The sequence below is a fragment of the Flaviflagellibacter deserti genome (genome assembly GCF_042652085.1).
Lineage (GTDB): Bacteria > Pseudomonadota > Alphaproteobacteria > Rhizobiales > Methylopilaceae > Flaviflagellibacter > Flaviflagellibacter deserti.
Map to the genome: position 1 here is coordinate 348,026 of NZ_JBHSJF010000006.1, position 24,060 is coordinate 372,085.

Annotated in this window: 15 protein-coding genes and 1 tRNA gene; 13 read left to right on the forward strand and 3 right to left on the reverse strand. The window is 63.8% G+C overall.

Annotated elements, in window-relative coordinates; all coding sequences use genetic code 11:
- Window positions 1-27 precede the first annotated feature (27 nt).
- The 9 genes from ACFPFW_RS08625 (at window position 28) to ACFPFW_RS08665 (ending at window position 14,735) form a co-directional block, all read left to right on the forward strand.
- Window positions 28-3,531 carry a right-handed parallel beta-helix repeat-containing protein gene (locus ACFPFW_RS08625; RefSeq protein ID WP_114957578.1) on the forward strand — a complete coding sequence of 1,168 codons (3,504 nt, stop codon included), beginning with the start codon at window positions 28-30 and terminating at the stop codon, window positions 3,529-3,531.
- A 3-nt stretch (window positions 3,532-3,534) separates the two neighbouring features.
- Window positions 3,535-6,423, forward strand: a complete 2,889-nt coding sequence (locus ACFPFW_RS08630) for a tetratricopeptide repeat protein (RefSeq protein ID WP_114957579.1) — start codon at window positions 3,535-3,537, stop codon at window positions 6,421-6,423.
- Window positions 6,420-9,176: a tetratricopeptide repeat protein gene (locus ACFPFW_RS08635; RefSeq protein ID WP_114957580.1), complete on the forward strand. Its 2,757-nt coding sequence runs from the start codon at window positions 6,420-6,422 to the stop codon at window positions 9,174-9,176. The genes ACFPFW_RS08630 and ACFPFW_RS08635 overlap by 4 nt, the downstream gene beginning before the upstream one ends.
- Entirely contained in the window at window positions 9,173-10,636 is a 1,464-nt protein-coding gene (locus tag ACFPFW_RS08640; protein WP_162799722.1) for a tetratricopeptide repeat protein, read from the forward strand. The genes ACFPFW_RS08635 and ACFPFW_RS08640 overlap by 4 nt, the downstream gene beginning before the upstream one ends.
- 4 nt (window positions 10,637-10,640) lie before the next feature.
- On the forward strand, window positions 10,641-11,030 hold the full coding sequence (locus ACFPFW_RS08645) for a hypothetical protein (RefSeq protein ID WP_114957581.1): 390 nt from the start codon (window positions 10,641-10,643) through the stop codon (window positions 11,028-11,030).
- A 14-nt stretch (window positions 11,031-11,044) separates the two neighbouring features.
- On the forward strand, window positions 11,045-12,082 hold the full coding sequence (locus ACFPFW_RS08650; protein WP_114957582.1) for a right-handed parallel beta-helix repeat-containing protein: 1,038 nt from the start codon (window positions 11,045-11,047) through the stop codon (window positions 12,080-12,082).
- Window positions 12,082-12,789, forward strand: a complete 708-nt coding sequence (locus ACFPFW_RS08655; protein ID WP_114957583.1) for a GGDEF domain-containing protein — start codon at window positions 12,082-12,084, stop codon at window positions 12,787-12,789. Before ACFPFW_RS08650 ends, ACFPFW_RS08655 begins: the two co-directional genes overlap by 1 nt.
- 23 nt (window positions 12,790-12,812) lie before the next feature.
- Window positions 12,813-14,246, forward strand: a complete 1,434-nt coding sequence (locus tag ACFPFW_RS08660; RefSeq protein ID WP_114957584.1) for a mannose-1-phosphate guanylyltransferase/mannose-6-phosphate isomerase — start codon at window positions 12,813-12,815, stop codon at window positions 14,244-14,246.
- Between the two features lie 201 nt (window positions 14,247-14,447).
- Window positions 14,448-14,735, forward strand: coding sequence for a hypothetical protein (locus ACFPFW_RS08665; RefSeq protein ID WP_114957585.1), 288 nt, complete (start codon window positions 14,448-14,450; stop codon window positions 14,733-14,735).
- A 47-nt stretch (window positions 14,736-14,782) separates the two neighbouring features.
- Here ACFPFW_RS08665 and ACFPFW_RS08670 read toward each other — a convergent pair whose 3' ends face one another.
- Window positions 14,783-16,066, reverse strand: a complete 1,284-nt coding sequence (locus ACFPFW_RS08670) for a polysaccharide lyase family 7 protein (protein ID WP_114957652.1) — start codon at window positions 16,064-16,066, stop codon at window positions 14,783-14,785.
- Between the two features lie 409 nt (window positions 16,067-16,475).
- A tRNA-Cys gene (locus tag ACFPFW_RS08675) sits at window positions 16,476-16,549 on the reverse strand.
- A 186-nt stretch (window positions 16,550-16,735) separates the two neighbouring features.
- Between ACFPFW_RS08675 and ACFPFW_RS08680 the strand changes: the two genes are divergently transcribed.
- The 3 genes from ACFPFW_RS08680 (at window position 16,736) to ACFPFW_RS08690 (ending at window position 19,825) form a co-directional block, all read left to right on the forward strand.
- Window positions 16,736-17,389 carry a protein-L-isoaspartate O-methyltransferase family protein gene (locus ACFPFW_RS08680; RefSeq protein WP_114957586.1) on the forward strand — a complete coding sequence of 218 codons (654 nt, stop codon included), beginning with the start codon at window positions 16,736-16,738 and terminating at the stop codon, window positions 17,387-17,389.
- A 141-nt stretch (window positions 17,390-17,530) separates the two neighbouring features.
- Window positions 17,531-18,955 (forward strand): TolC family outer membrane protein, encoded by a 1,425-nt coding sequence (locus ACFPFW_RS08685; RefSeq protein ID WP_114957587.1) that lies wholly within the window; start codon window positions 17,531-17,533, stop codon window positions 18,953-18,955.
- 135 nt (window positions 18,956-19,090) lie between these two features.
- Entirely contained in the window at window positions 19,091-19,825 is a 735-nt protein-coding gene (locus tag ACFPFW_RS08690) for a PopZ family protein (RefSeq protein ID WP_114957588.1), read from the forward strand.
- 19 nt (window positions 19,826-19,844) lie between these two features.
- On the opposite strand, the gene ACFPFW_RS08695 is transcribed toward ACFPFW_RS08690, so the two are convergent.
- Entirely contained in the window at window positions 19,845-21,047 is a 1,203-nt protein-coding gene (locus ACFPFW_RS08695) for an MFS transporter (protein ID WP_114957589.1), read from the reverse strand.
- A gap of 163 nt (window positions 21,048-21,210) precedes the next feature.
- On the opposite strand from ACFPFW_RS08695, the gene ACFPFW_RS08700 reads away from it, so the two are divergent.
- Window positions 21,211-23,952 (forward strand): valine--tRNA ligase, encoded by a 2,742-nt coding sequence (locus ACFPFW_RS08700; RefSeq protein WP_114957590.1) that lies wholly within the window; start codon window positions 21,211-21,213, stop codon window positions 23,950-23,952.
- The last annotated feature ends 108 nt before the right edge of the window (window positions 23,953-24,060 follow it).

A 24,060-nucleotide genomic window follows, 5' to 3' on the forward strand; every position in this document is an offset into this window, starting at 1 on the left:
CACACACGATCGCCTGGGAGATCCGCAATGCGAATTGTCTGGCTCTGCCTCGTTCCGGTTCTCGGCCTTGCGCTGCCTTGTGCCGCCGCGGAGGACGTCAACGGCGTCGTCCAGGCGCTGAAGGATCAGGTCAAGGTCGCTGAAGCGATTGTCGACCCGGCGCAGCGGCTCCGTTCGTTCGAACGCGCCCGCATGGTCTTCGAGGCGAAGAGCCGGGCAGGGGCCGCGGATGCGCTCGCGGGCGCGGGCATAACGGCAGAAGCTCTCGCGGAGCGGTCGATGGCTGCCAGGCTGGATCTTATCCACGCGTCACGCGATCCCGCCCAGCGGAACTGGCACGAGACCGAAGCCGAAGCGCTCGCGGTCGGCCTGTCGAAGGAAAAGCGGGTGGCCGCTCTTGTCTCTATCGGCCGCGCCGTTGCCGAGAACGGCGACAAGGCCAGAGCTCGTGCGCTGCTCGAACGGGCGCTCGCCGAAGCCAGTCCGCAAAACGCACCGGATCTGACGCGATTGGCCGCCTCGATCGGCGGCTTGATGGACATCGATTTGTTGCGTGCCGTCCGTAGTTCTCCCGACGTCACCGCGAGGGCAGCCCTGCTTCAAGGCGTGGCGCGAGACGATGCCGAAACCAAGAACGAGCTCCCGCTGCAGGGCGAACTCCGCCATGCCGTCGGAAGCACATTCTCCGTGGACCGGCAGGCGGCGCTTGATGAGATCGCTGACGAAGCCCTGGTCCAGCGGCGAGCCGATTTCGCAGAGCTTGCGATCGTCGCGATGGATGACCCAGTTAGCCACGACCGAGCTTTATCGAGACTGCTCGACGGTCTCGTTGCGCAGGGCAACACGATCCGGGCGCTGCGGATCGTCCGCGATCTGACCGCTGTCGAGCGCCGAGCCCAGCGGTTCCGTGATCTAGCCGTTACCTTCCACAAGGCCGGCTACAAGGCCCTGTCGGACGGTTGCTTCGAGGAGGCGATAGCCGCCGCCCGCGATATGGGACCGGACGCTATCGCGATGGTGGTCCGATCGCTGGCCAGCACGAAAAGAGAAACGCGTGCGCTCGCCGAGACTGCCTCGCTGACTGGAGCCGCGCGTTCCTATGCGCTGGCTGGTGTCGCCCGTCGCCTTGCCGATGCAGGCAGGCTGGCGGAGGCCGAGAGGCTCCTTCCGGAACTCATGTCTGACAGCGATCGTTCGTTCGCGCTCAGCGGGATTTGGAAGGCCAAGGTCAAGGGCGCCGAACCGAAGGCGATTGAAGTTGCGATCGCGGGCATGAGCGGCGCCGAGGATCGTGACCGGGTTCGCATGGCGCTGATCGAGGAGCTCGTCGATCGCCGGTCCTATTCGAAGGCGCTGGAGATCGCAGCGGTCGTCGACGACGTGGATCTGAAGCTCGAAGCGATCCTGGATGTCGGCGTCGAAGCCGGAAAGGAAAAGGCGCTTCCGCTCGCCAGGGAGGCTTTCGCCAAGGCTCTCGAGACCGTCAAGTTGGGCGGAGCGCCGCACCGTGACGAACGCCTCGTCCAGATCGTCGCGGCGCAGTCCCGTCTTGGCGAAATCGAGGCCGGCGGCGCCGTTGCGGCACTGATCGCCAATCCCGACCAACAAATCCGTGCAAAGGCGGAGATCGCCAAGGGTTTCGCCCGAACGAAGAACTTCGCGAATGCATACCGCGCGGTCGACGATATCGGCGGGTCGGCCGTCCATGGCGCGACTTTGGCCTTCGTGGCGCTTGAAGAGGCCAAGGGCGCTGAGGATCTGCGGCCGATCGTGGAACGGCTGCGCACGATCGGAGAACACAACGAACGCCGCGCCGCCTTCAGGAGTCTGGCCGAAGCCGCTTCGAAGCGCCTCACAAATCAGAAGAGCTCGGCCGAGACGAGCACCGAAGCGCCGGTCGTCCGCGAGCCGGTCAGCTATATCGGCGGCGGCGTCGAGGTCTCGCACATCGCCGGCCAGCCCGCCTTGAAGCCGTACACCCCTCCCGCCGGCAACGTGGCGGTGCATGACGTCCGCGCGCAGGTGCCACTGCCGAGAGACGGCCGGTTTGGCATCGGTCTTCTGCCGGACGAGGCGCAGTTCAAGCGCTTCAGAAATGAACGGCTGGTCAAGGACGACGACGGAGGACTGCGGATCGCCACAAGCCTGGATCCCGCGATCACGGCACAGGGGCTTCCGGCGGGCCGCTACATCAATGTCGCCCAGGGCATCGTCACGATCTCGGATATCGCCCGTGCCTTCCCGGATGACGTCCGCATCTCCGGCGACAACATCACGATCAGGATTCCGATCAACATCGCACGCGGCGCCACGCTGCTCATGCTTGGTGGGGATGCCAAAGAATTCCGTCTATCTGAGGAAGACGGCGCCTTCATCATGAACGGCGGACGGCTGTTCGTCGTCGATAGCGCGATCGTCGGCTGGAACATGGCGGCCAACGCACCGTCATGGCGAAGCGACAAATACGGCAGCAAGACTTTCCGGCCCTTCATCGGCTCCTGGACCGCGAGCGACACCATCATCGCGGGCTCGCGGCTGACGGCGCTCGGCTACCAGATGACCAAGGCGTTCGGACTGACGATCACGACGGGTCCGCACTACGGGCATATCGATACCGCGCTGGAGCCGACCGGACAGATCGTCGACAACACGATCGAAAATCTCGAATACGGCTTCTACTCGTACGAAGGCCGCGACATCGCGATCGTCGGCAACGAATTCCGCGACAACCTGATCTACGCCGTCGACCCGCACGACCGGTCGCACCGGCTGATGATCGCCTACAACACGACCTACGGGTCGCTCGGCAAGCACGGGATCATCGTCTCGCGCGAAGTCGACCGCAGCTGGATCATCGGCAATGTGAGCTTCGCCAATGCGGGTTCCGGCATCATGCTCGAACGCGAGAGCGTCGGTAACGTGGTCTACGGAAACGCGTCGTTCGACAACGAGCAGGACGGCATCACCGTCTTCGAGAGCTCGTGCAACCTGATCCTGCGCAACGACATGTTCCGCAACAAGCGATCGGGCCTGAAGATCCGCAACAGTGCGGATATCGGCGTCTATCACAATGCGATCCGCCAGAATGCTCAGCGCGGGATCGAAGCCTATATCGCGGACCTCTCGGCCAATGCCGACAGTCAGGACCGCGACTTCTCGCTCGATCCGTATAGCCCGGTCACGACCTTCTCCGCTGGGTGGAACATCATCGGCAAGAACACGGTCGGCATCTCCATGGCGGGTGTCAGCGGAGCGGCGCTGATCGAAAATTCGTTCCGGTTCGCCGGGCGGCGCCTCCTGGGCGGCGACGCGGAGCGCGCGACCGGCACGGTGCTGGCCGGCCGTTCCTCACTCGTCGCGAGCCAGTGCCGTCCGAAGCGTGCCGCCTATACCTGTCCGTTGCGCGAACAGGGGCTGCTGACGAGCGAGCTCATGCCGGACTTCTCCGATCCGGACGCGACGAACGACTGCACCTCGATTTCGGGCACCGTTCAGTCAACCGCCTTCATCGCAAGCCGTGACGGGAGCTGAGTCATGACGTCCGGTCTTCGCATAAATTCCCTCCGCGCCCTTCGCACGGGTTTCATGCTCGGTGCTCTTGCCGTCGGGTCGATCACCGCGGCAGTGGCCCAGCAACCGACGGCGGACGACCTTTCAGCGCTCGACCGCGCGATGGAATTGCGCGCAGGCGAAGCCCTGGCTCCGGGCAATCCGCTTCGTCTTCCCGATCTCGTCAGGGCTCGGGCGATCCTTGCCGATGCGATCAGGGTTCCGGGGTCCGATCATGCACGGATCGCTACTCGCCTCGCGGAAATGATGATCGCGGGCGAGGGCGGCACACAGGATACCGTGGAGGCCAAACGCCTTCTCGACCTCGCCGTTTCGGCCGGCGACGGCCGGGCGGCCCTGATCCGGGCGCGGTTGGCGAAAAGCTCCGGTAGCGCCACGGCTGCCGATATCGAGCGCGATCTGCGGCTGGCCATGCGCTCCGGCCAGTCCGATGCCTATTTCGACCTGGCAACGTTGAAGGGTCCTCTCTCCAGGGAGGGCAGGGAAATCGCGGCGGCCGGCATGAAGCTGCTCGAGCGCGATATCGCGATGGGCAAGAGCAGTGCGATGTCCGAGCTCGGCGATGTGCTTGTCGATGCCTCGTACGGCTTTGCCGACGTCAAACAGGCCCGTGATCTCTTCGAGGCCGCCTATCAGAAGGGGGACACATCGGCTGCTCTTCGTCTCGCTAGGCTTTATTCTCGCCCCAAGGGCTCGCTTTTCGACCCGAAAGCCGCCGCCGAATGGCTACAGCGCGCCGCCGAAGCTGGATCCATGCCAGCGGCAAGACAATTGGCGATCGCCGGGATGTTCGGTGGGCCAGTCAGCGTTCGGCGGGATATTGGGCGCAACTGGCTCGACCGCGCGCTCGCGCTCGGCGACCCGGTAGCCCACCTTTATGATGTGACGGTCCGTGGCATCGAAGACCCCGCCGCGAACGTCCGGGGGGAACTCGACGGAGTGCTCGCAGATCCCCAGATCGCCGGAAATGATCTGCTCAAATTAGGGGACGTAGTCGCTCGATCCGGCGCGCCGAACGCGGGCCGTTTCTCCATCGTCATCTATCGTGCGGCATCGGCGAGAGGCGGTCTGGAAGCGGAATATCGTTTTGCCCGCGCCGTTCTCGGAAGCAACGAAGCGGCAACGGAGGCCGAGCGGGCGGAAGCCGCCGAAGCGCTTGAGCGCGCCGCGTCCAAGGGGCACGTCTCGGCCTCGCTTCTCCTGTCGCGCCGTTATCAGATCGGCGATGGGGTCGAGCCGTCGTGGAGCAAGGCCGTCGATGTCCTGCAAAACGCCGTGGACGCCCGTGGCGGCGATATGTCGGATGACCTGGCGCTCGGTCTGGCCAGGACCTTGATGTATGGCGATGCCGATGCTCGCGGAAAGGGATTGACGCTTTACGAGGAGGCTGCGTCTCGCGGCAATTCGGATGCGATGCTTGCGCTTGGCCGCTTCTACGGTTCCGGCAGCGAGCCGGGCCGTGACCCGCTCCGCGGCCGGTACTGGCTCGAACAGGCGATGGATGCCGGCAATACGGATGCGGCTTTGGATCTCGTCGAGATACTGTCGCAGTCATACGATCCGAACGATCTGCGGGATGCCGCCGACCTGGCCGGGAAACTCGGCCGGGCAGGCGATCCGCAGGGCTTCGGCGAACTTCTGCACGCCTCCGATCTTCTTGACGACACGAAACTTGCCAAAACTGTTGCCACCGCTGCGCAGGCCAAGGACCGCGTGGCGACGCTCGCGCTCATCGAAAGCCAATTGGTCAAGGACCGCGGGAAGCCTCTGAGCGACGCGACGCAAAAGTGGCTATCCGTTCTCGAAAAGGCTTCGGATCTCACGCCGGCGGACAGGATTTCCTTCGCGCGGATCATGGTCGAGGCCAACCGACCCGATCTGATGGCCCGGATCGAAGCCGCGTTGGCCGGACTCTGGCGTGACAGCGCCGAAGCCCAGGCCTGGCTTGGCACGGCCTATATCTCGGGGCTCGGCGGTGACGACAAGAAAGCCCTCGGACGACAATTGCTCGATGATGCGGGGCGACGTGGATGGGACGGAGCGCGCGTTCAGCTCGCCATGTCGCTGCTCGATGCCGGTGGGCAGGATGCAGGCAAGCAGGCGGCGGATCTGCTTCGGCCGCTTGTCCGGTCCGACTCTCCGCTCCGCATCAAGGCGACCTTCCTCCTCGGTCGCGTCTATGAAGAAGGTCTAGGGTCCGGGCAGGATCTCGGCCGCGCGCGCCAGTTCTACACGGCGGCGGCGGTCGACGGATTCGTTCCGGCGATGACAAAGCTCGGACTGCTCCATGCCAATGGTGGGCCGGGCATCGCGATCGACAATGACCTCGCTCTGCAATGGATGAGGCGGGCCGCTGCCGGTTCCGATGCTATCGCGATCAACCAGTATGCGCGGTTCCTGGCATCGAACGCCGCGGCCGGCGTGCGTAACGAAGATGCCTTTTCCCAATATCTGCGCGCCGCGCGCATGGGTTCGCCCGATGCGATGCTGCTGTTGGGACGCGCCTATCTCGCGGGAGCCGGTACTGCCCGCGACGAGGGACAGGGCGTCCGCTGGATGAAGGAATCCGCGAAGGCGCAGAATTCAGAAGCCATGCTCGAACTCTACGAGCATGCCCGCCTCTCCGGTGCATCCGCGGAAGCGGAAACCTGGCTCAAGAAGGCCGCCGAGCTCGGCAACCTCGATGCGATGTATCGCCTGGGCCTGTCGCCGTTCGTCAAATCCAAGATCTCGCTTCCGAAGGATGACGCGCTTGCCTGGCTCCAGCGGGCAGGACAGGCCGGCCATCGGCCCTCGGAACGCGCGCTTGGCGTGATCGTCAATAACAAGCCCGAAGAGGAGGCTGACGAATGAGTGCTATCGGCCGTCTCGTCCTCGCGTTCGCCACCGTCGGTGTGTTTGCGACTCCGGCTATTGCCGCCACGACCGGCGAGACGTTCTCGGCGATCCTTCGTCCCGAATCCGACTTCAGCAAGGTCTGCAGGATATCCCGGCCGCCCATGCAGGACCGGAGGGATTGGTCTCAATGGCAGGGCGAGCCGGTCGATTCCGGTGTGATGCTCAGCGCCGCCCGCCGCCTGATTTCCGGTGGCCTGGACGGGCGAACCGACGCGCCGACGGCGCGGCGGCTGCTCGACCATCTGGTCGACGGGCGTTCCTCGGTCGCTGCCGAAGCCGAAATCGTTCTGGCCAAGCTGCTGCTCGATCCGGAAGCGGGCCTTTTGGACCAGGAGCGCGCGGTTGCGCTTCTGCGAAGCTCGGCGCGCTCCGGCGAAACCAACGCGCTCCTGGAACTGGCACGGCTCTATGAGCGTGGCGAAGCCGTCGAGAAATCCACCGAGACTGCGGCCGCCCTCTATCGCCGCGCCTTCCTCGGTGGCAGTGCGACCGCCGCGTTCCAGTTGGTGCGTCTCTATGGCGAGGGCGAGGTGAAGCCGCCGGCGCCCGGCATTTCCGAACGCCTTGCGACGGCCGGCTTCGCGATGTTCGCCAACGAGTTGGCGCTCGGCGATTGCGCGACCCTGCGGCGAATTTCACAAGCGCTGAGCGACCAAAACTCGCCGCTTTACAACCCCGCGCTCGCGCGCCGGTGGCTTGAGGCGGGTGTGAGAGTGCGCGATCCCGACGCCATCGTTTCCCTTGGCGAGATGTTCCTTGCCGAAAACCGCGGCGCGGGCGACCTGGCTCGTATCCTCGAAGCACTCGATGCGGTTCCCGCTTCGATCAGGGTCGCGAAGCTCAAGGTCGAGATTCTGCTTCGGCGCGGTGGCCCGAATGATTACGAGACCGCGCTCAGCGTCCTTGGCCCGAGGATGGGGGCCGGCGATCCTCAGGCCATCAGTCTGGGCGCAAGCATTCTGTCGGGTGCGTTCGGAGGCACGCCTCATCTCGATCGCAAGCGCCTTTTGCTTCAGCAAGCCGCGGATCTTCCCGATCCCAATCCCGATCTCGTCGCCGATCTGGCCGTCATGGTGAGGATCGGTCTCGGCGGACCGGCAGACCCCGCGGAAGCCGATCGGCTGGTCGCGAAAGCGGCCGAACTCGGGCATCCGGGTTCGCTCCAGATCTTTGCCGGCAGAGGACAGGAAGACGCGCTTGACGAACTCCGCCGCCAGGCGAGCCTGCAGGTCGTCGAAGCGCAGCGCAGCCTCGCATCGCTGCATCTTTGCGGCCTCGGCGTGCCGATGGATCGCATCAAGGCGCGCGAATTGCTCGACGCAGCGGCGCCTCGCGATCCGATCAGCGCTCGCATGCTGGGTAACGAGCCGCGTCTGGTTCCGACTGAGCCCGAACGAATTCGATATCTGACGCTTGCCGCGAACATAGGCGATCGCCTGGCGATGGTCGACATCGCGACGCTTCTTCGCGGCCATCGCAGCGTGCCGGATACGGAAGCCGCGATGCGTTGGGAGGAGGCCGCATTGCGGCCAGGCGCGGGGCAGCCGAAGGCGGCTGCATATCTCGCGGCGCTGCAATTGAGCCAATCGGATGCCGGGCCGGATCGCGATAAGGCGCTGGCGAATCTGAAAGCACTTGCGGATCTCGGCGAACCGGTTGCCGCGACGAAGCTGGGCCGCGTCCTGCTCAAGAGCGGCGCGGTGCAAGAGGCCGTCAATTTGCTGCGGTACGCGGCGGAGCAGGGCCAGCCGGAGGCGATGCTCGCGCTCGGCACGATGGAAGAGCTCCCAGCCGGCATCGACCGGATGGACGTGCTGATGCGGGCCGCGGATGCCGGCGAGGGCAAGGCTCGGGTCCAACTCGTCGCGCTCGCCAACAGCCGGGAGGATGCGCAGGCGTTGCTGGCAGCGTTGAACGATGGTGCTGTGTGCAAGGCTGCCGACTCGGTCGGGGTCGCACGCGTCCTTGCCGACAACAAAACCAAAGCGTTCGACGTCGAGGCGGCGCGCGAGCTTTTCGCCCGCGCCGAAGCCATAGGCGCCGGTGATCCCGAGGCTGAATTCGCGCTCGGGCTCGCTGCCCGGGACGGGATTTACGGACAGGCCGCGGATGCGAAGACGCGCCTCGCGGCCGCTCACGAGGCGGGTCACCCTTCAGCAGCGCTGGAACTCGGCCGGATGCTGACAGGAACGGGCGGCGAACCGGTCCTGGAAGACGCCGTCGCCTGGTATGGCCAGGCCTATGATCGCGGTCGCAGGAGCGCGCCTGTCGAGTTGATCCGAACGCTGACGAATGGCGAGGCAGCTGGATCGAAGCCTTTCACAGCCGCGATCGGTCTCTTGCAGCGCGCCGTAGATGACGGCCGTGCCGACGCCATGCGTCAGCTGGCCTTGATCTATGAGCGCGGGCAGGGCGTGGCGATGGACACCGATCGCAGCCGCGATCTCCTGCGCCGTGCGGCCGATGCCGGCAATACGGCCGCCATGCGCGATCTTGCCAGCGTCTACAGCGCGGGATTGGGCGTGCCGATGTCCCTCAGCGAGAGCACGAAATGGCTCAAGCGCGCGGCGGAGAACGGCGACGTGAAGGCGATGCGGGAGCTTTCTTCGGCGCTTCGTGTCGGTCTCGGTGCCGACAAGGACATTGCCGCAGCCGACCGGTGGCTCGCCGCCGCCAAATCCGTTTCCGCGAGGAGTACACAGCCATGACGCCATTGCGCATCGCTGCACTCGGCTTCACCGCCGCTTCATTCCTGTTCGTGGGCGAAACGGCATCGGCATTCGTGCGGACGGGGGCACCGCCATCGCCGGGCATGCTGGTCAAGATCCAGGCGCCCAGCCTGGCTCCCACCTTGGCCGTGCCGACACGGAAGAAGGTCAGAACAGCCAGAGGTACCAAGACTGTGAAGTCCGCCAAGCGGGCGAAGAAGAAGGTTATCCCGTCGGTCACGAGCCCGGTTCAGGTTGTGGCCTGCATTCCAGCTCGTTTGCGTCCGGGCACCGGGCGCAAGGCCACTCTCGCCTCCGTCGGTACCAAAGACCGCGCGGCCATCGGTACCTATGTCAAAGGCCTGGAGCGCATTTATTGCGAAGGCCGCGACGACGAGGTCGCCTGGGGGCTGATCGAGAGTTCCGCGCTCGCCAAATACCGCCCGGCGGTCCGTCTCCTGGCTTCCGAAGTCGCCGCCCGGCCGGAATTGGCCTTGGCGAAGCCCAAGGCGTATATCGCGATGTTCGAGAACGAGGCCCGGAAGAAGTCGGCCGGCCCGATGGTTGCCCTTGGTGTGCTGTATGAACGGGGAGTAGGTGTTCCCGCCGATCAGGGCAAGGCGCTCGGCTGGTTCGAACAAGCGGCCGCGAACAAGAACAAGCGGGGACTGCAGCGCCTGGCGATCGCTTACGCGACCGGACTCGGGAAATCCGCTGACATCGAGCGGGCCAAGAAGCAACTGGCAGCGATGAAGGATCCCGGCGCGGCCGCGCAGGCGACCGCCGAGATCGTTGTGCGGCTCGCGGACCGCCCGAATCCCGACACCGCGACGATTGCCCAATGGAGCGCATTCGGCTCGAAAACCTATCCTTCGTTCGCGATGGAGGCCGACCGAGCCTTCGGCGCTCAGATGGGACGATTGGAGGGAACGAACCGCGAAGCAGCGTTCCTGGCTACCGCCACCCGCGCCGAACTGCCCGCCGCATTGCTGCGGAGCGCACGTGAACTCCTCGTGTCGGCAGAGCCGTCGGCAACGACGCGGGCCATTGGATATCTCAAGTCGGCCGCGCTGCAGGGCGACAAGGGCGCGCCGCGCGTACTGGCGCAACTGGCCGGCGATCCGACGGCTCCCGACCTCAATGCCAGTGCTCTGGCGGCGCTGAAAGCGGCCTCGGATGCCAAGAACGTACCGGCCATGCTGGCCTATGCCTCCGTGCTCGGCCTGCCGGCGCAGGGCAGCGGCTCGTCCGACGCCGCCGTCGGCGTTCTCAAGAACGCCGCCGCAGCCAACGACGCAGACGCCCAACAGCGTCTCGCCATGATCTATCTGCTGAATCGCGAGGCGCCGGGGGACGTCCGCGCGGCAGCCGATCTTCTCAAGCGTGCAACCAAGAACGGAAGCGCCGTCTCGGCCCTCATCCGGACAGATGCCGGTTCCGCTCCCCAGCCAACGAGGTGATGCCATGTCGATTCTTCACCTAGCCGTCCCCTTCGCCTTGATGACGCTATCGGCCACGCCTGCCGCCGCGCAATCGACGTCGCTGGACCAAACCGCCTTCCAATGGATTCCGAGCCGGATGGGCCCGTGCATGCTCATCGCCGGACGCGGGAGGAGCGAGCCGCTGATCAACGAGACGAGCGCCGGCGTCCGCTACACGTTCGGCGCCGACAACGGTCAGCCCTGTCCGCCTACCTACATGGACGGCAGGGGACCGGTCGAAATCCGGCGCATCGCCGAGATGAGATTCGGCCCGTCCTCGCTGCGCGTCAGGATCGTCAGCGGACGCTGGTACGTCCTGCTGCGAGATCGGCCGAATGTGTATCAGATCCGCGCAGTCGCGGGTGCCAATTGAAGGAGCCCGCAAAGATGATCTGGCAGACGGTTCGGCTGTCTCTCCATGCCGCAGCGATCATGGTCGCGATGCTGGGATATGCCCACGCGGCGCAACTCATCGTCGACGCTAAGGGAAGACAGGACGCTTCGGCTGGGCTCTTCAACAAGGTGCAGGACGCACTGCAGGCGGCCCAGCCGGGAGATGTGATAGAGGTGCGGCCCGGCACCTATCGGGAAGAAATCAGGACGGTAAGGTCCGGTCTGCCCGGAAAGCCGATCACCATCCAGGGTCAGCCCGGTGCGCAGCTCGTCGCCAAGAATACCTATGACGGGCGCCTGTTCAGTATTTATCACAATTACATCAACGTCAGCGGACTGAAGATGAGCCAGGCGGCGATACTTATGTACGTCTTCGGAGGATCTTATAACGAGATCAAGGGAAACGAGTTCGTGGACGCAGGCGGCGAGTGCGTTCGGGTCAAATACTTTGCTCGCAACAATCTCGTCGAGAACAACACGATCAGCAATTGCGGCAATCGCGGCTTCAACCCGGCCAACAAGAAGAAAAACGGGGAGGGCATCTATATCGGCACGGCGCCCGAACAGCTGCAGCGAAATCCCGAGGTGAAGGTTCCGGCAAACAGCCCGATCGGAAAGCCGACCAGCGAGCCTGACCGCAGCACGGCAAACATCGTCCGGGGCAACACGATCCACACGCCGGCCGAATGCGTGGACATCAAGGAATCCTCCTACGGCAATCTGGTCATTGGAAATAATTGCAGCGGCAATCGTGACCCGGACAGTGCCGGATTTTCGGCGCGCGGCGACAGCAACCGTTTCGAAAACAATCGTCTGTCCGGAGAAATCGCCGGCGCCGGCATCCGTCTCGGCGGCGACGAGGAAAATCAGGGCGTCAACAACGTGGTGGTCGGCAACGTGTTCATGAACACGGTCGGCTTCGCCGTGAAGGACGTGCGCGAACCGCAGGGCGCCGTTTGCGGCAACAAGATCGGCAATAACGAGGCGGGGATTTCGAGGTCCGGCGTGGATCCAACGAGCGGGTGCAACTGATGGCGACCGATACTTCCGGCGCCTGGAGATCGCGCCCAACCCAGCTTTCGCTCAAAGGTCTTGGCGGCATCGGCAAGCTTTTGCCAGCCGGGAGGCAGGACGCGGCGTCGACCGGCCAGGCGGCACAGGTCGATGTCCTTCTCGACAAGATCCGCGAGCAGGAACGGCGGATCGCCGAACTCGAGGCAATGGCGGTCATCGACCCGCTGACCGAAGTATTGAACCGGCGCGGGTTCGATCGCTCTCTCGCTTTGGCCCTGGATCAGCACGTGCGCTACGGCACCGAGGTATCGATCGCCGTCATCGATATCGACGACTTCAAGGCGATCAACGATCGCTTCGGCCATGCAGTCGGAGACGAGGTGCTCGTGCGCGTGGCGCGGCTTCTGAGGGCCAGCCTGCGCGCATCGGACATCGTGGCCAGGACGGGCGGCGACGAGTTCGTTGTTCTCCTCTGGCACCTCGACGCTCACCGCGCCTCGCGTCGTCTCGCCAACCTTCTGTCGGCGATCAAGGACATTCCGACGGCGAGCCGGCGGGCGGGCCCGTGTTTCAGTCTCTCGTTCGGCGTGGCCGGGTTCGAAGACGGCGACAGCCCAGCCGACGTCCTGAGCCGAGCGGACAAACGGATGTATGCGCGGAAAAAGCGGCGTTCGCTGCGACGGAAGGTAACCGTCTCGGCAATCGTTAAAGAGGGCGGCGTGTAACTGAAGTTGCGGGAGCGCGAGACATGAGCAGAGAGACCTCCAAGATTATTCCCGTCCTGTTGTCCGGCGGCACCGGGACCCGGCTGTGGCCGTTGTCGCGGGAGGCATATCCGAAGCAGTTCCTGCCGCTCGTAGACCATGAGACCCTGCTGCAGCAGGCGGCGCTCAGAACGCTCGATCGCGCTCAATTCGGCAGTTTGATCGTGGTCGCGAACGCCGATCACCGCTTCGTCATCGCCGAACAGCTGCGGACCTTCGCACGACCGACGCCGCGCATCGTGCTGGAACCCTTCGGACGCAATACCGCGCCCGCCGCTGCGGTGGCGGCATTGCTCGCCGAAGCCGACGATCCCGATGCCCTCATTCTTCTGATGCCGGCCGATCACGTCATCTCGGATGCCGAGGCCTTCCTAGCCGCCGTCGCGGCTGGTGAGCCGGCTGCGCGCAACGGCTCCCTCGTTCTGTTCGGAATCCAGCCCGCCAACGCGGCGACGGGCTATGGCTATATCCAGAAGGGCGACGTCCTCGAAAGTGCGCCGAGCACCTATTCGGTACGCCAGTTTGTCGAGAAGCCCGACCAGCCAACCGCTGAACGCTATCTGGAGTCCGGAGACTTCCTCTGGAACAGCGGCATCTTCCTGCTGCCCGCCCGGCGTTTCCTCGACGAACTGCAGATCCATGCGCCGGCCGTTCTCGCCGCCGCGCGCGCCGCGGTTGCCAATTCCAGCCGCGATATGGATTTCCTTCGTCTCGACGGCGATGCCTTCAGCGCCTCTCCGTCGATTTCGATCGATTACGCGGTATTCGAGAAGAGCGCCAATTGCGCGGTCGTACCGACATCGATGCCTTGGACCGACGTCGGGTCCTATTCAGCGCTTTGGGATATCGGCGAGAAAGATGCGGCCGGCAATGTCGGGCATGGCGACGTTTTCCTGCAGGACTCCCGCAACTGCTACGTCCGCAGCGAAGGTCCGCTCGTGGCGACCCTTGGCGTCGACGATCTCGTCGTCGTCGCGACGTCCGACGTGGTCCTAGTCGTACCGAAAAGCCGCGACCAGGACATCAAGCAGATCGTCGAGCATCTGAAAGCGAAGGGGAAGTCGGCGGCCACCCAGACGGTGCTCGTGCACCGCCCCTGGGGCTTCTACCAGTCGGTCCATTCGGGCGATCGCTTCCAGGTCAAGCAGATCACCGTCAATCCGGGTGGCAAGCTCTCGCTTCAGAAGCATCATCATCGTGCCGAGCACTGGGTCGTCGTCCACGGCACCGCGCAAGTGACCAGGGATGACGAGAAATTCCTCGTGTACGAGAACCAGTCGGTCTTCCTTCCGCTCGGCTGCGTCCACCGGCTGGAAAATCCGGGTCTGGTTCCGCTGAAGCTGATCGAGGTCCAGTCAGGCTCGTATCTTGGTGAAGACGACATCGTCAGGCTGGAAGACATCTATGCGCGAGCCTGAACACTGGCCGCGCAAACCGACAGGTGACCCATGTTGACCATGATTCAACTGAGTATCGGTTTGATGGGGGGAGTGCTGCTGGTGGCTTCGTTCCTCTATTTCCTACTGATATAAGCGAGCCGGAGCGGGCAATATACATGAAAATGAGGTTTGAGGTGATGTTATCCATTAGCTGAAGTTCGGCCAATTCGAGGGACGACCATGAACGACTTCAACAAGACTCTGGCAGGATGGGATTTGTCTGCGGCCGCATCAGCAATGATCGGCGCAAAACTGTCCCCCGAAATGAGCGTGGCGATCGATGTCTGGATCGATCAGCAGCCGGAACCCAAACCGTCGCGATCTGAAGTGGTGAGGCGGGCGCTGACCATGTTGCTGTCGGATCAGAAGACGAACGGAGGGCGTTTCGCGCGCGCCGGCGTCGGTCTGCCCAAGCGCGTCGGAACGCGGGCCAGCAGCATGCGCAAGCAGGAGAGGGCATCGTCGTAGTCTAGGGGGCGGGCAGCATGTTGCGCCGCACGCCCCCGGATCTTCTTTCAGATGATCAGGAAGTCCGACGCCGTCAGATGCGCGTGGTTCTGAACCGTCGCGAACTGAACCGCGGCTTTGGAGCCCGAGCCGTCTTCATCGTAGAAGAGGGCACCGGTCTTCTCGTTGTAGATGACATAGTCGTTCTTATCGACCGCCTCGCTGCCGTAGACGAACTGTGACGACGACAGGTTTCCGCTTTTCAGCTTTCCGAACGCCGTATCGTTCATCCTGATCGTGTCGTCCTTCACGTTGAAGTCCGTGATCATGTCGACGTTCGTCTTGCTGTTCGCCTTGGTGTCGAAGGTGAAGTAGTCCTTGCCCGCGCCGCCGGTCAGGACGTCGTTACCCTGCTTGCCGTAGAGCTTGTCGTCTCCTCCGGCGCCGCGAATCAGATCGTTTGAATCCTTGCCGCTGATCGTGTCGGCCTTGCTGGTGCCGTCGAAGGTCTTGGTCGTGTCAGGAGTCGACGGTGTCGAAGTAGGCGGCTTCGGTGCGGACGGAGTGGAAGGCGGAGTTTCGGGGGCGGTCTCCGTGGGCGGAGGGGTCATGGGGACGGTGGTCGTTCCGTCGTGGTTGAAGCCCAGCGAATAGAACGAGGTCTGGCCGCTGCCGGAGCCAGTATCCTCATTCACCCCCAGATACGCGCCTGCTTTGAAGTAGAAGGCGTCGCTGTCCCAGACGTCGTTGATCTTGGTGACCGATTTGTACTCCTGCCCATCGGCATAGACGCGAACGTCGAGCACGTCGTCGTGCGCATCGATCGAATAGGAGAACTTCTCGTTCAGCGAGACATTGGGGTTCTTGCCGGAGCTGTCGGCGAGTTTGAACGTCGTCTCCTTATTGCCCGAACCGGCCTGGTCGTTGACGAAGTAGACCGTCCCGTTATCCCAGTAGAGACGGACGAGCTCCTCGTCATGGCCGTGGATCTGTCCGACGACGAGGCGGCCCGTCGTGCCGTCCGATTTGATCGGGGCCTTGTCGACTTCGAGCGTGGCCGACATGAAGCCGCCGGTCTTGAGATTCCAGGCGGCGCGCTCGCCGTCGTCCATCTCGCGAAGCTCGGAGCGGGCATATTTCGAGCCGCTGGTGGTGGCGCCGTCGACCGAGGCGCTGAAGACCATCGCTCCGTCGGTGCCGGTGTAGAAATACTTTGAGTTTTGATACCCGCTAAGGTTCGTCACCTCGACGGCGGTGCCGGAGATCGAACCCTTAGAATCGACAGGCAGGGTGATCTTCCAGTCGGAAAGATCGAAATTTGCACTAGGCGCGGTGCCTGGTTGTAAAGCCATGATCATACCCCTCTACGCAAAACTGAGGTTACCAAGGTTTATCAACAGTACTGAAGAACTGTTTGATAGTACTGGGAGGAAATTCAGAAATAAGGAAGCTGTGAGACCGTCTTTTAGGCTTCCTGTTAACGAATAGGGACTTGAATTGAGACGCCTTCATGGAAGCAATTTGGCCGTCAAAAGGCGCTTTCCGGCCGGAAGCATTGCTGCTTCGATTTCAGTCAACTTGGGTTAACTGCAGAGAATCGACGGTGCGACAGGGGCATGAGTAATCGGGTTAAGGTTCGATGCGAGCGCGCCGGCCGCCTCGATGCATAATGATTGAGCAGGCGTCGAACAGAGGTCTTTGGCGCCCGGTCGGCACGGCAAGAGCGCGTGCACGCAGCTGACAGGGTCATCCTAAGGAAACTGGAGGCCACGCCCGGAATCGAACCGGGGTGCAAGGATTTGCAGTCCTCTGCGTAACCACTCCGCCACGTGGCCTCAGGTCCGGCCAGTTCGGCGGACGTGGAGGCCATATCAGCCAGCCGCCGCGGGTTCAACCATCCGTTTCGGCTTTGTCATGGCCGCGACATGGTGTCGAGACAGAGCATGCCGAGTGTGCTTGCCTTCGTCCCGTCTTCGTCGCACATAGCCTGACGGGCCGTGGACAAGGGGCAGGAGCGAGGCATGTTCGATTTCGCGCAGGCGCGTCATTTCATGGTGGAAGGTCAGCTTCGCACCAACGAGATCACGAGTCCGGGCATTGTGAACGCGATGGCGACCTTGCCGCGCGAGCGATTCGTGCCCGAGGCTTGGGCAACCATGGCCTATTCGGAATGCGAGATACCCGTCGCCGCGGCTCGTTCGCTGCCGACGCCGATGGTTCTCGGCAAGCTGCTTGTCGCAGCGGACATCCGCGAAACCGAAAGCGTTCTTCACGTCGGCTGCACCACCGGTTACGGCTCGGCGATCCTGTCCAGGCTCTCGGCCTCGGTCACCGCGCTTGAGGACGACGAGGCGCTCGCCGACCAGGCAAAAGCGAATCTCGCGGCGGTCGGTGCGGGCAATGTCACCGTGGTCACCGGTCCTCTTGTGGCCGGTTATGCACAGTCCGCACCTTTCGACGCGATTCTCATCGAAGGCTCGATCGAAGTTCTGCCGGACGCATTTGCCGGCCAGCTCAAGGACAACGGCCGCCTTGTCGTCGTCAACGGACGCGGGCGCACCGGGCAAGGCACGGTTTTCCGCCGGTCGGGCAACGAGTTCGGCGGCTTTCCGATGTTCGACGCGGCGGCGCCGCTGCTACCGGGATTTGAGCGCAGGGCGGCATTCGCGTTTTAGGTCTGTTGCAAAATTACCCCAGTTCCGATGATTGCGACTGGACCGGGATTGTTCGGGTGTTCCACTTCTTAATCGATCACTAAATTGAAGCGAGCCGGTGAGGGACCGGCTGAGTTTGATGCGTTTTGGGGCGATCGATACATGAAGCCGACAACGAGAATGTCCGGTGCGCTTTGCGCCGTACCGCTACTGGCAGTTGTCGGGTCGATAGGCTTTACGGCTCCCGCGAGCGCGGAGACGCTGCCCGAGGCGCTCGCCCGAGCCTATGAAGGCAACCCCACTCTTAACGCCCAGCGCGCCAATACCCGCGCAACGGACGAGGCGGTTCCGCAGGCGCTATCCGATTACCGCCCGACGGTGATCGGCTCCGCCGATGCAGGCTATGTCGACACGCGAATCAAGCGTCGCCAGGAGGGCATCCGCTCGATCAACGACAGCGAGGTTTTCAGCCGCAGCGCCGGCGTTACGCTGAACCAGAACCTGTTCAACGGCTTCCAGACCAAGAACAACGTCAAGGTCGCGGAATCGTCCGTACTCGCCTCCCGCGAGACGCTGTTGAACACCGAGCAGAACGTGCTCTTCGACGGCGTCGAAGCCTACATGAACGTGCTGCGCGATTTCGCGATCTTCGACCTGCGCCGCAACAACGTCGACCTTCTCGGCGAAGAACTGCGCGCCACGAACGAGCGCTTCCAGGTCGGCGAGGTCACCCGCACCGATACCGCGCTCTCCGAATCGCGCCTCGCCGGCGCCCGGTCCGACCTCAGCGTCGCCGAAGCCAATCTGAAGGCCAGCCGCGCCGTCTACCGCCAGGTGATCGGCAACGAGCCGACCAAGCTCTTCCCCGGCAAGCCCGTAGACCGGCTGCTGCCTCCGAATCTCGATGCCGCTCTCCAGGTCGGTTTCAAGGAACATCCGGCCACGCGTTCGGCATTCCATGCCGTCGACGCCGCGGCGGCTCAGGTGCGGGTCGCCCAGGGCGTGCTCGCTCCGTCGGTCGATCTTCAGGGCAGCGTCAGCACGCAGCGTGACGACGCGCTCGGCGGCGGCCTCAGCGGCGAGGATTACACCAACACGTTTAACGGCACCGTCCTCACCACGCTGACCGTGCCGATCTATCAGGGCGGTCAGGAATATTCGGTGATCCGTCAGGCCAAGGAGACCCTGGGCCAGCGCCGTCTTGAGGCGGAAATCGTCCGCGATCAGGTCCGTGCTGCCATCGTGTCGGCATGGGGCGCGCTCGAAGGCGCCAAGTCCCAGATCATTGCCGCGCAGGCGCAGGTCGACGCGGCCCAGATCGCCTTGAACGGTGTCCGCGAGGAGAACCGGGTGGGCCAGCGCACCACGCTCGACGTGTTGAACTTCACCCAGGACCTGCTCGACGCCCGCGTTACCTTGATCACCGCGCAGCGCGACCGTGTCGTCGCCTCCTATGCGCTGCTTCAGGCGATCGGCCGACTGAACGTCGTGCAGCTGAACCTGAAGGTCGCGACCTACGATTCGCGCATCCATTACGACCAGGTGCGTGACAGGTGGTTCGGCCAGCGCACGCCTGACGGCCGCTGATATTGCCAACCCCGGCGTCAGCCGGGGAAACGCAATCGAGGGTTCTTGTCTTCCATTTTTGCGGTGCGATACTCGCAACCTCAGGGAAACAATGATTCTCCTTCGAGGTTTAGTGTCGCCGGGGCCTTTTCGAATATGAGCAGCACCGCCAAAGCGCACGAACCCACGATGGAGGAGATCCTCGCCTCCATTCGCCGGATCATCGCCGACGACGATCCGAGCGAGACGCCGGTGGCTGCCGCTCCCGCACCTGCCGCCCCCGCGAAGCCTGCGCTGAAGGCCGTCGAGGCCGCGCCGCCTCCGCCTCCCGCGCCCGCCGCGGCGGCTGAGGACGACATGGCCGGCATGAGCCAGGACGATATCGATGCGATGCTCGCAAGCTTCGACTCGCCTCCTCTGCCCGGCAAGGAGCCCGAGCCGGAACTAGCCGCCGAGGCCGTCGATCCCTGGGACGCTATTGCCGACGAGGAAGAGGACGAGGACGTTCTCGAACTCACCAAGCCGCTGAAATCCGTTCCGGACGAGGTCGAGTTCCGCGATCCGACACCGCCACCAGCGTCACCACCCGACGAAGACGATATGTCGGACTGGGCCGTGCTGCCGGAAGAGAGCGCGGCGTCCACGCCCAAGCGTTCGAGCGCGCCGTCTGGCGAGAGCCTGCTTGCGGCGGAGGCGAGCCGCGCGGTTTCCGCCTCGTTCGGATCGCTCGCCAATACGATCTTTGCCGCAAATGCCCGTACGCTGGACGACCTCGTTCAGGAGATGCTGCGGCCAATGCTGAAGGATTGGCTCGACACCAATCTGCCGGCCGTGGTCGAACGTCTCGTCCAGGCCGAAATCGAGCGTGTCTCGCGCGGCAATCGCCGCTGATCGTCGGATATTCTGCCCGTCAGGTTTTCGCGATTTTCCCAAGAAACACAGCGAACAGGACGCCTAGCAGCGGCAGGCCTATCGCGGCCGTGACGAAGCCGGGTACGGCTCCCCAGGCGTCGAATGACAAGCCTGCGAGCGCAACGCCCGTGGTCTGGCCGATATAGAAAGACGACGAGAACAGCGCCATCGCCGAGCCACGCGCTTCCGGCGCCATCTGTGTTGCCTTTGTCTGCAACGTGTTGTGCAGCATCATCCAGCCGAGCCCCATTGCGGGCGCGATGACGAGAAACGGCGAGGGGCCGGAGACGGCCGCTCCCAGGAAGCCCACTCCCAGCAGGACGCCGCCTGCCGAGGCGAGGCCACGCTCGCCCATGGTCCTGATGAACAGCGGCGCCGCGAGCGAATAGAAGACGCCACCGATGCCGAACAGCGCGAGGACGAGGCCGACGCGGTCGAGGCCGAGACCGAACCGGGCATGCAGATGGCTGCCGACGAAGGTGAGGGCGCCGAACAGCAGGACGCCTTCGAGGAAGATCGACGACAGCACGGCCCGTACCATCGGCAGCCGAAACAGTCCGAACGCCTTCTGGTAGGATTCCAGAAGCGGTGGCGGAGTGCCGACCGGTCGTAGATCGCGGAGCGGTCCGAGCTCTCGTCGAAGGCCTACGGCCGCGATCAGGAAGAAGATCGCAAGGCCGCCGAAGACCGCTCTCCAGCTCAGATATTCCGCCAGGAAGCCGCCCGCCGCCTGTCCAAGGACGAGCCCCAAAGTGTTCGCGACGACGAACCGCGCCAGCATGGTCTGGCGTGCGGCTAGCGGCACCGTGTCGCCGATATACGCGAGCGAAAGCGGGATCAGCCCGCCCGCGAAGACGCCGGCAAGAAAGCGCAGTCCGGTCAGTGCTCCAAGCGACGTCGCGAAAATGCAGGCGAATGTCGCGAGAGAGGCGCCGAGCGTGATGATGGTGACGACGAAGGTCTTGCCCATCCGGTCGCCGAGCGGGCCGTAGACCAGCTGGAACAGGCCATAGGCAATCGCGTAGGCCGTCACGATATGAGAGGCGCCGCCGATCGATTCTCCGAACTCACCGGCGATCGAAGGCAGGAGCGGATCGGCCACGCGCACGGAAGCCGAGCTCGCGAAAGCCGCCGCGGCAAGCCAGAAAATCATGCGGATCGGGGCTGTCGTAGATTCGGCGGAGGCGGAAACGGATGTCATGAAGTTCGTGATTTAACGCCGTTGAGGCCGCCTTCAAATGCGTCTTATTGCGAGAATGAACCCGGCTTGCGTTGACACTCTCGTGCCGCTCCGCTTGTAAAGCGCGAGAATCCGAAATTCCCAGCCGAGCCGTCGGCGCCAGTAGAAACAATCGCGATATTCGATGCCAATCGAGAAAACCTATCAGCCTGCCGAAATCGAGGAACGCATCTCCGAGGCCTGGAACAAGGCCCAGGCGTTCAAGGCCGGCGCGAATGCGAAGCCCGGCGCGGAGAGCTTCTCCATCGTCATCCCACCGCCGAACGTCACCGGCTCCCTGCATATGGGCCACGCGCTCAACAACACGCTGCAGGATGTGCTGACGCGTTTCGAGCGGATGCGCGGCAAGGACGTGCTGTGGCAGCCCGGCATGGACCATGCGGGCATCGCGACCCAGATGGTCGTCGAGCGCCAGCTCGCCGAACGGCAGGAGCCGTCGCGCCGCGATATGGGCCGCGAGAAGTTCATCGAGCGCGTCTGGGCTTGGAAGGAAGAGTCCGGCGGCACGATCATCAACCAGCTAAAGCGCCTCGGTGCCTCGTGTGATTTCTCGCGCGAGCGTTTCACCATGGACGAGGGTCTGTCTCAGGCGGTCCGCAAGGTGTTCGTCGAGCTTCACCGCAAGGGCCTGATCTACAAGGACAAGCGCCTTGTGAACTGGGATCCGAAGCTCCGCACGGCGGTTTCCGATCTCGAAGTCGAGACGCGCGAGGTGAAGGGCCATATGTGGCGCTTCGCCTATCCGCTCGCCGAAGGCCCGGTTGACGGCATCGCTGAGATCGTCATCGCGACGACCCGTCCGGAGACCATGCTCGGCGACGGCGCGGTCGCGGTCCATCCGAGCGACGAGCGCTACAGGAATCTCATCGGCAAGATGGTCCGCCTGCCGGTCGCGGAGCGCCTGATTCCGATCATCGCCGACGAATATCCGGATCCGGAATTCGGCTCAGGCGCGGTCAAGATCACCGGCGCACACGACTTCAATGACTTCGAGGTCGCTCGTCGTCACGACATCCCGCTGTTTATGCTGATGGATGAAGACGCGCGCATGTCCGACAACGTGCCGGAGCGTTATCTCGGCCTCGACCGGTTTGAGGCCCGAAAGATGGTCGTGGCCGAGATCGAGGAGATGGGTCTCCTCCGCGGCATCGAGGACAAGGTCATCCCGCAGCCGTTCGGCGACCGCTCGGGCGTTGTGCTCGAACCCATGCTCACTGACCAGTGGTGGGTCGATGCGAAGACGCTTGCCCAGCCGGCGCTCGCGGCGGTTCGCGGGGGCAAGACGAATTTCGTCCCGAAGAACTGGGAGAAGACCTATTTCGAATGGCTGGAGAACATCCAGCCCTGGTGCGTCTCGCGTCAGCTCTGGTGGGGACACCAGATCCCGGCCTGGTACGACCCGCACGGCCACGTCTACGTCGAGGAGAGCCGGGAGGACGCACTGCGTGCCGCGATCCTGCGCAACGAAACCGAGAACATGCTCTCGGACGACGAGGCGGAATCGATCCATCAGGAACTGCTCGGCGGCCCGCAGAGCGATTTCCTCATTCAGGACGAGGACGTTCTCGACACATGGTTCTCGTCCGCGCTCTGGCCGTTCTCGACGATGGGCTGGCCGGACGAGACGCCGGAGCTGAAACGCTACTATCCGACCTCCGTCCTCGTGACGGGCTTCGACATCATCTTCTTCTGGGTCGCCCGGATGATGATGATGGGCATCGAGTTCATGGGCGAGGTGCCGTTCAAGGACGTCTACATCCACGCGCTCGTCCGCGACGAGAAGGGCGCCAAGATGTCGAAGTCCAAGGGCAACGTCATAGACCCGCTCGAACTGATGGACGAGTTCGGCGCCGACGCGGTCCGCTTCACGCTCGCCGCCATGGCGGCGCAGGGCAGGGACATCAAGCTCGCGAAGTCGCGCATCGAGGGCTATCGCAACTTCGCGACCAAGCTCTGGAACGCGACCCGCTTCGCCGAGATGAACCAGTGCGCCGTCGTTCCGGGCTTCGACCCGTCATCGGTCACGACCACGCTCAACAAATGGATCGTCGGCGAGGCCGCGCGCACGGTGAAGGAAACGAGCGCCGCGATCGAGGCCTATCGCTTCAACGATGCGGCGAACGCGGTCTATCGCTTTGCCTGGTCGATCTTCTGCGACTGGTATCTCGAACTGGCGAAGCCGGTCCTCCAGTCGGAGACGGACAGCGCCGAGCGCACCGAAACCCGCGCGACAGTGTCCTGGACGCTCGACCAGATCGTCGCTCTGCTCCACCCGTTCATGCCCTTCATCACCGAGGAGCTGTGGGCGGTGACGGCTCCGGCCGGCGGCCGCGCGAAGCTGCTTGCCCTGTCGGACTGGCCGGAACTACCGAAGAGCGACACCGAGGCGGCGGAGGCCGAGATCGGCTGGCTCGTCGACATGATCTCCGAGGTCCGTTCGGTCCGAACCGAGATGAACGTGCCGGGCGGCGCCCAAATCCCGCTTCTCCTCATCGGGGCTTCCGCCGAGGTGCAGGCCTGGGCCAGGCGCTACGAGGACGCGCTTCGCCGTCAGGCGCGCCTGTCCGGCATCGACTTCGCCGATTCGGCTCCGGCCGGCGCGGTGCAGCTTCTCGTCCGCGGCGGAGTCGGAGCGCTTCCGATCGCCGACGTGGTCGATCTCGGAGCCGAGAGGACACGCCTCTCAAAGGAGATCGGCAAGATCGTCGACGAGATCGACAAGATCGACAAGAAGCTCGGCAATCCCGACTTCCTGGCCCGCGCCAAGGAAGAAGTGGTCGAGGAGCAGCGCGAGCGCCGCGAAGAGGCGGAAGCGCGTCGCATGAAACTGGCGGATGCATTGGAGCGACTAAAGGTTGTGGCCTGAAGGGTTTATCCCCCTGATCTGTCTCCTTTTCATCACGTAGACCGCCGGTCTGTCGCGAGCGCTCGCAAGTCGCTCGCGTTCGGACTCGGTCTCTGCAAAAAGTTCAGA

Bases quoted from the DNA above. Each gene is read 5' to 3' on its own strand.
- ACFPFW_RS08625 (WP_114957578.1), top strand. From the start codon at position 28: ATGCGAATTGTCTGGCTCTGCCTCGTTCCGGTTCTCGGCCTTGCGCTG.
- ACFPFW_RS08630 (WP_114957579.1), top strand. From the start codon at position 3,535: ATGACGTCCGGTCTTCGCATAAATTCCCTCCGCGCCCTTCGCACGGGT.
- ACFPFW_RS08635 (WP_114957580.1), top strand. From the start codon at position 6,420: ATGAGTGCTATCGGCCGTCTCGTCCTCGCGTTCGCCACCGTCGGTGTG.
- ACFPFW_RS08640 (WP_162799722.1), top strand. From the start codon at position 9,173: ATGACGCCATTGCGCATCGCTGCACTCGGCTTCACCGCCGCTTCATTC.
- ACFPFW_RS08645 (WP_114957581.1), top strand. From the start codon at position 10,641: ATGTCGATTCTTCACCTAGCCGTCCCCTTCGCCTTGATGACGCTATCG.
- ACFPFW_RS08650 (WP_114957582.1), top strand. From the start codon at position 11,045: ATGATCTGGCAGACGGTTCGGCTGTCTCTCCATGCCGCAGCGATCATG.
- ACFPFW_RS08655 (WP_114957583.1), top strand. From the start codon at position 12,082: ATGGCGACCGATACTTCCGGCGCCTGGAGATCGCGCCCAACCCAGCTT.
- ACFPFW_RS08660 (WP_114957584.1), top strand. From the start codon at position 12,813: ATGAGCAGAGAGACCTCCAAGATTATTCCCGTCCTGTTGTCCGGCGGC.
- ACFPFW_RS08665 (WP_114957585.1), top strand. From the start codon at position 14,448: ATGAACGACTTCAACAAGACTCTGGCAGGATGGGATTTGTCTGCGGCC.
- ACFPFW_RS08670 (WP_114957652.1), bottom strand. From the start codon at position 16,066: ATGGCTTTACAACCAGGCACCGCGCCTAGTGCAAATTTCGATCTTTCC.
- ACFPFW_RS08680 (WP_114957586.1), top strand. From the start codon at position 16,736: ATGTTCGATTTCGCGCAGGCGCGTCATTTCATGGTGGAAGGTCAGCTT.
- ACFPFW_RS08685 (WP_114957587.1), top strand. From the start codon at position 17,531: ATGAAGCCGACAACGAGAATGTCCGGTGCGCTTTGCGCCGTACCGCTA.
- ACFPFW_RS08690 (WP_114957588.1), top strand. From the start codon at position 19,091: ATGAGCAGCACCGCCAAAGCGCACGAACCCACGATGGAGGAGATCCTC.
- ACFPFW_RS08695 (WP_114957589.1), bottom strand. From the start codon at position 21,047: ATGACATCCGTTTCCGCCTCCGCCGAATCTACGACAGCCCCGATCCGC.
- ACFPFW_RS08700 (WP_114957590.1), top strand. From the start codon at position 21,211: ATGCCAATCGAGAAAACCTATCAGCCTGCCGAAATCGAGGAACGCATC.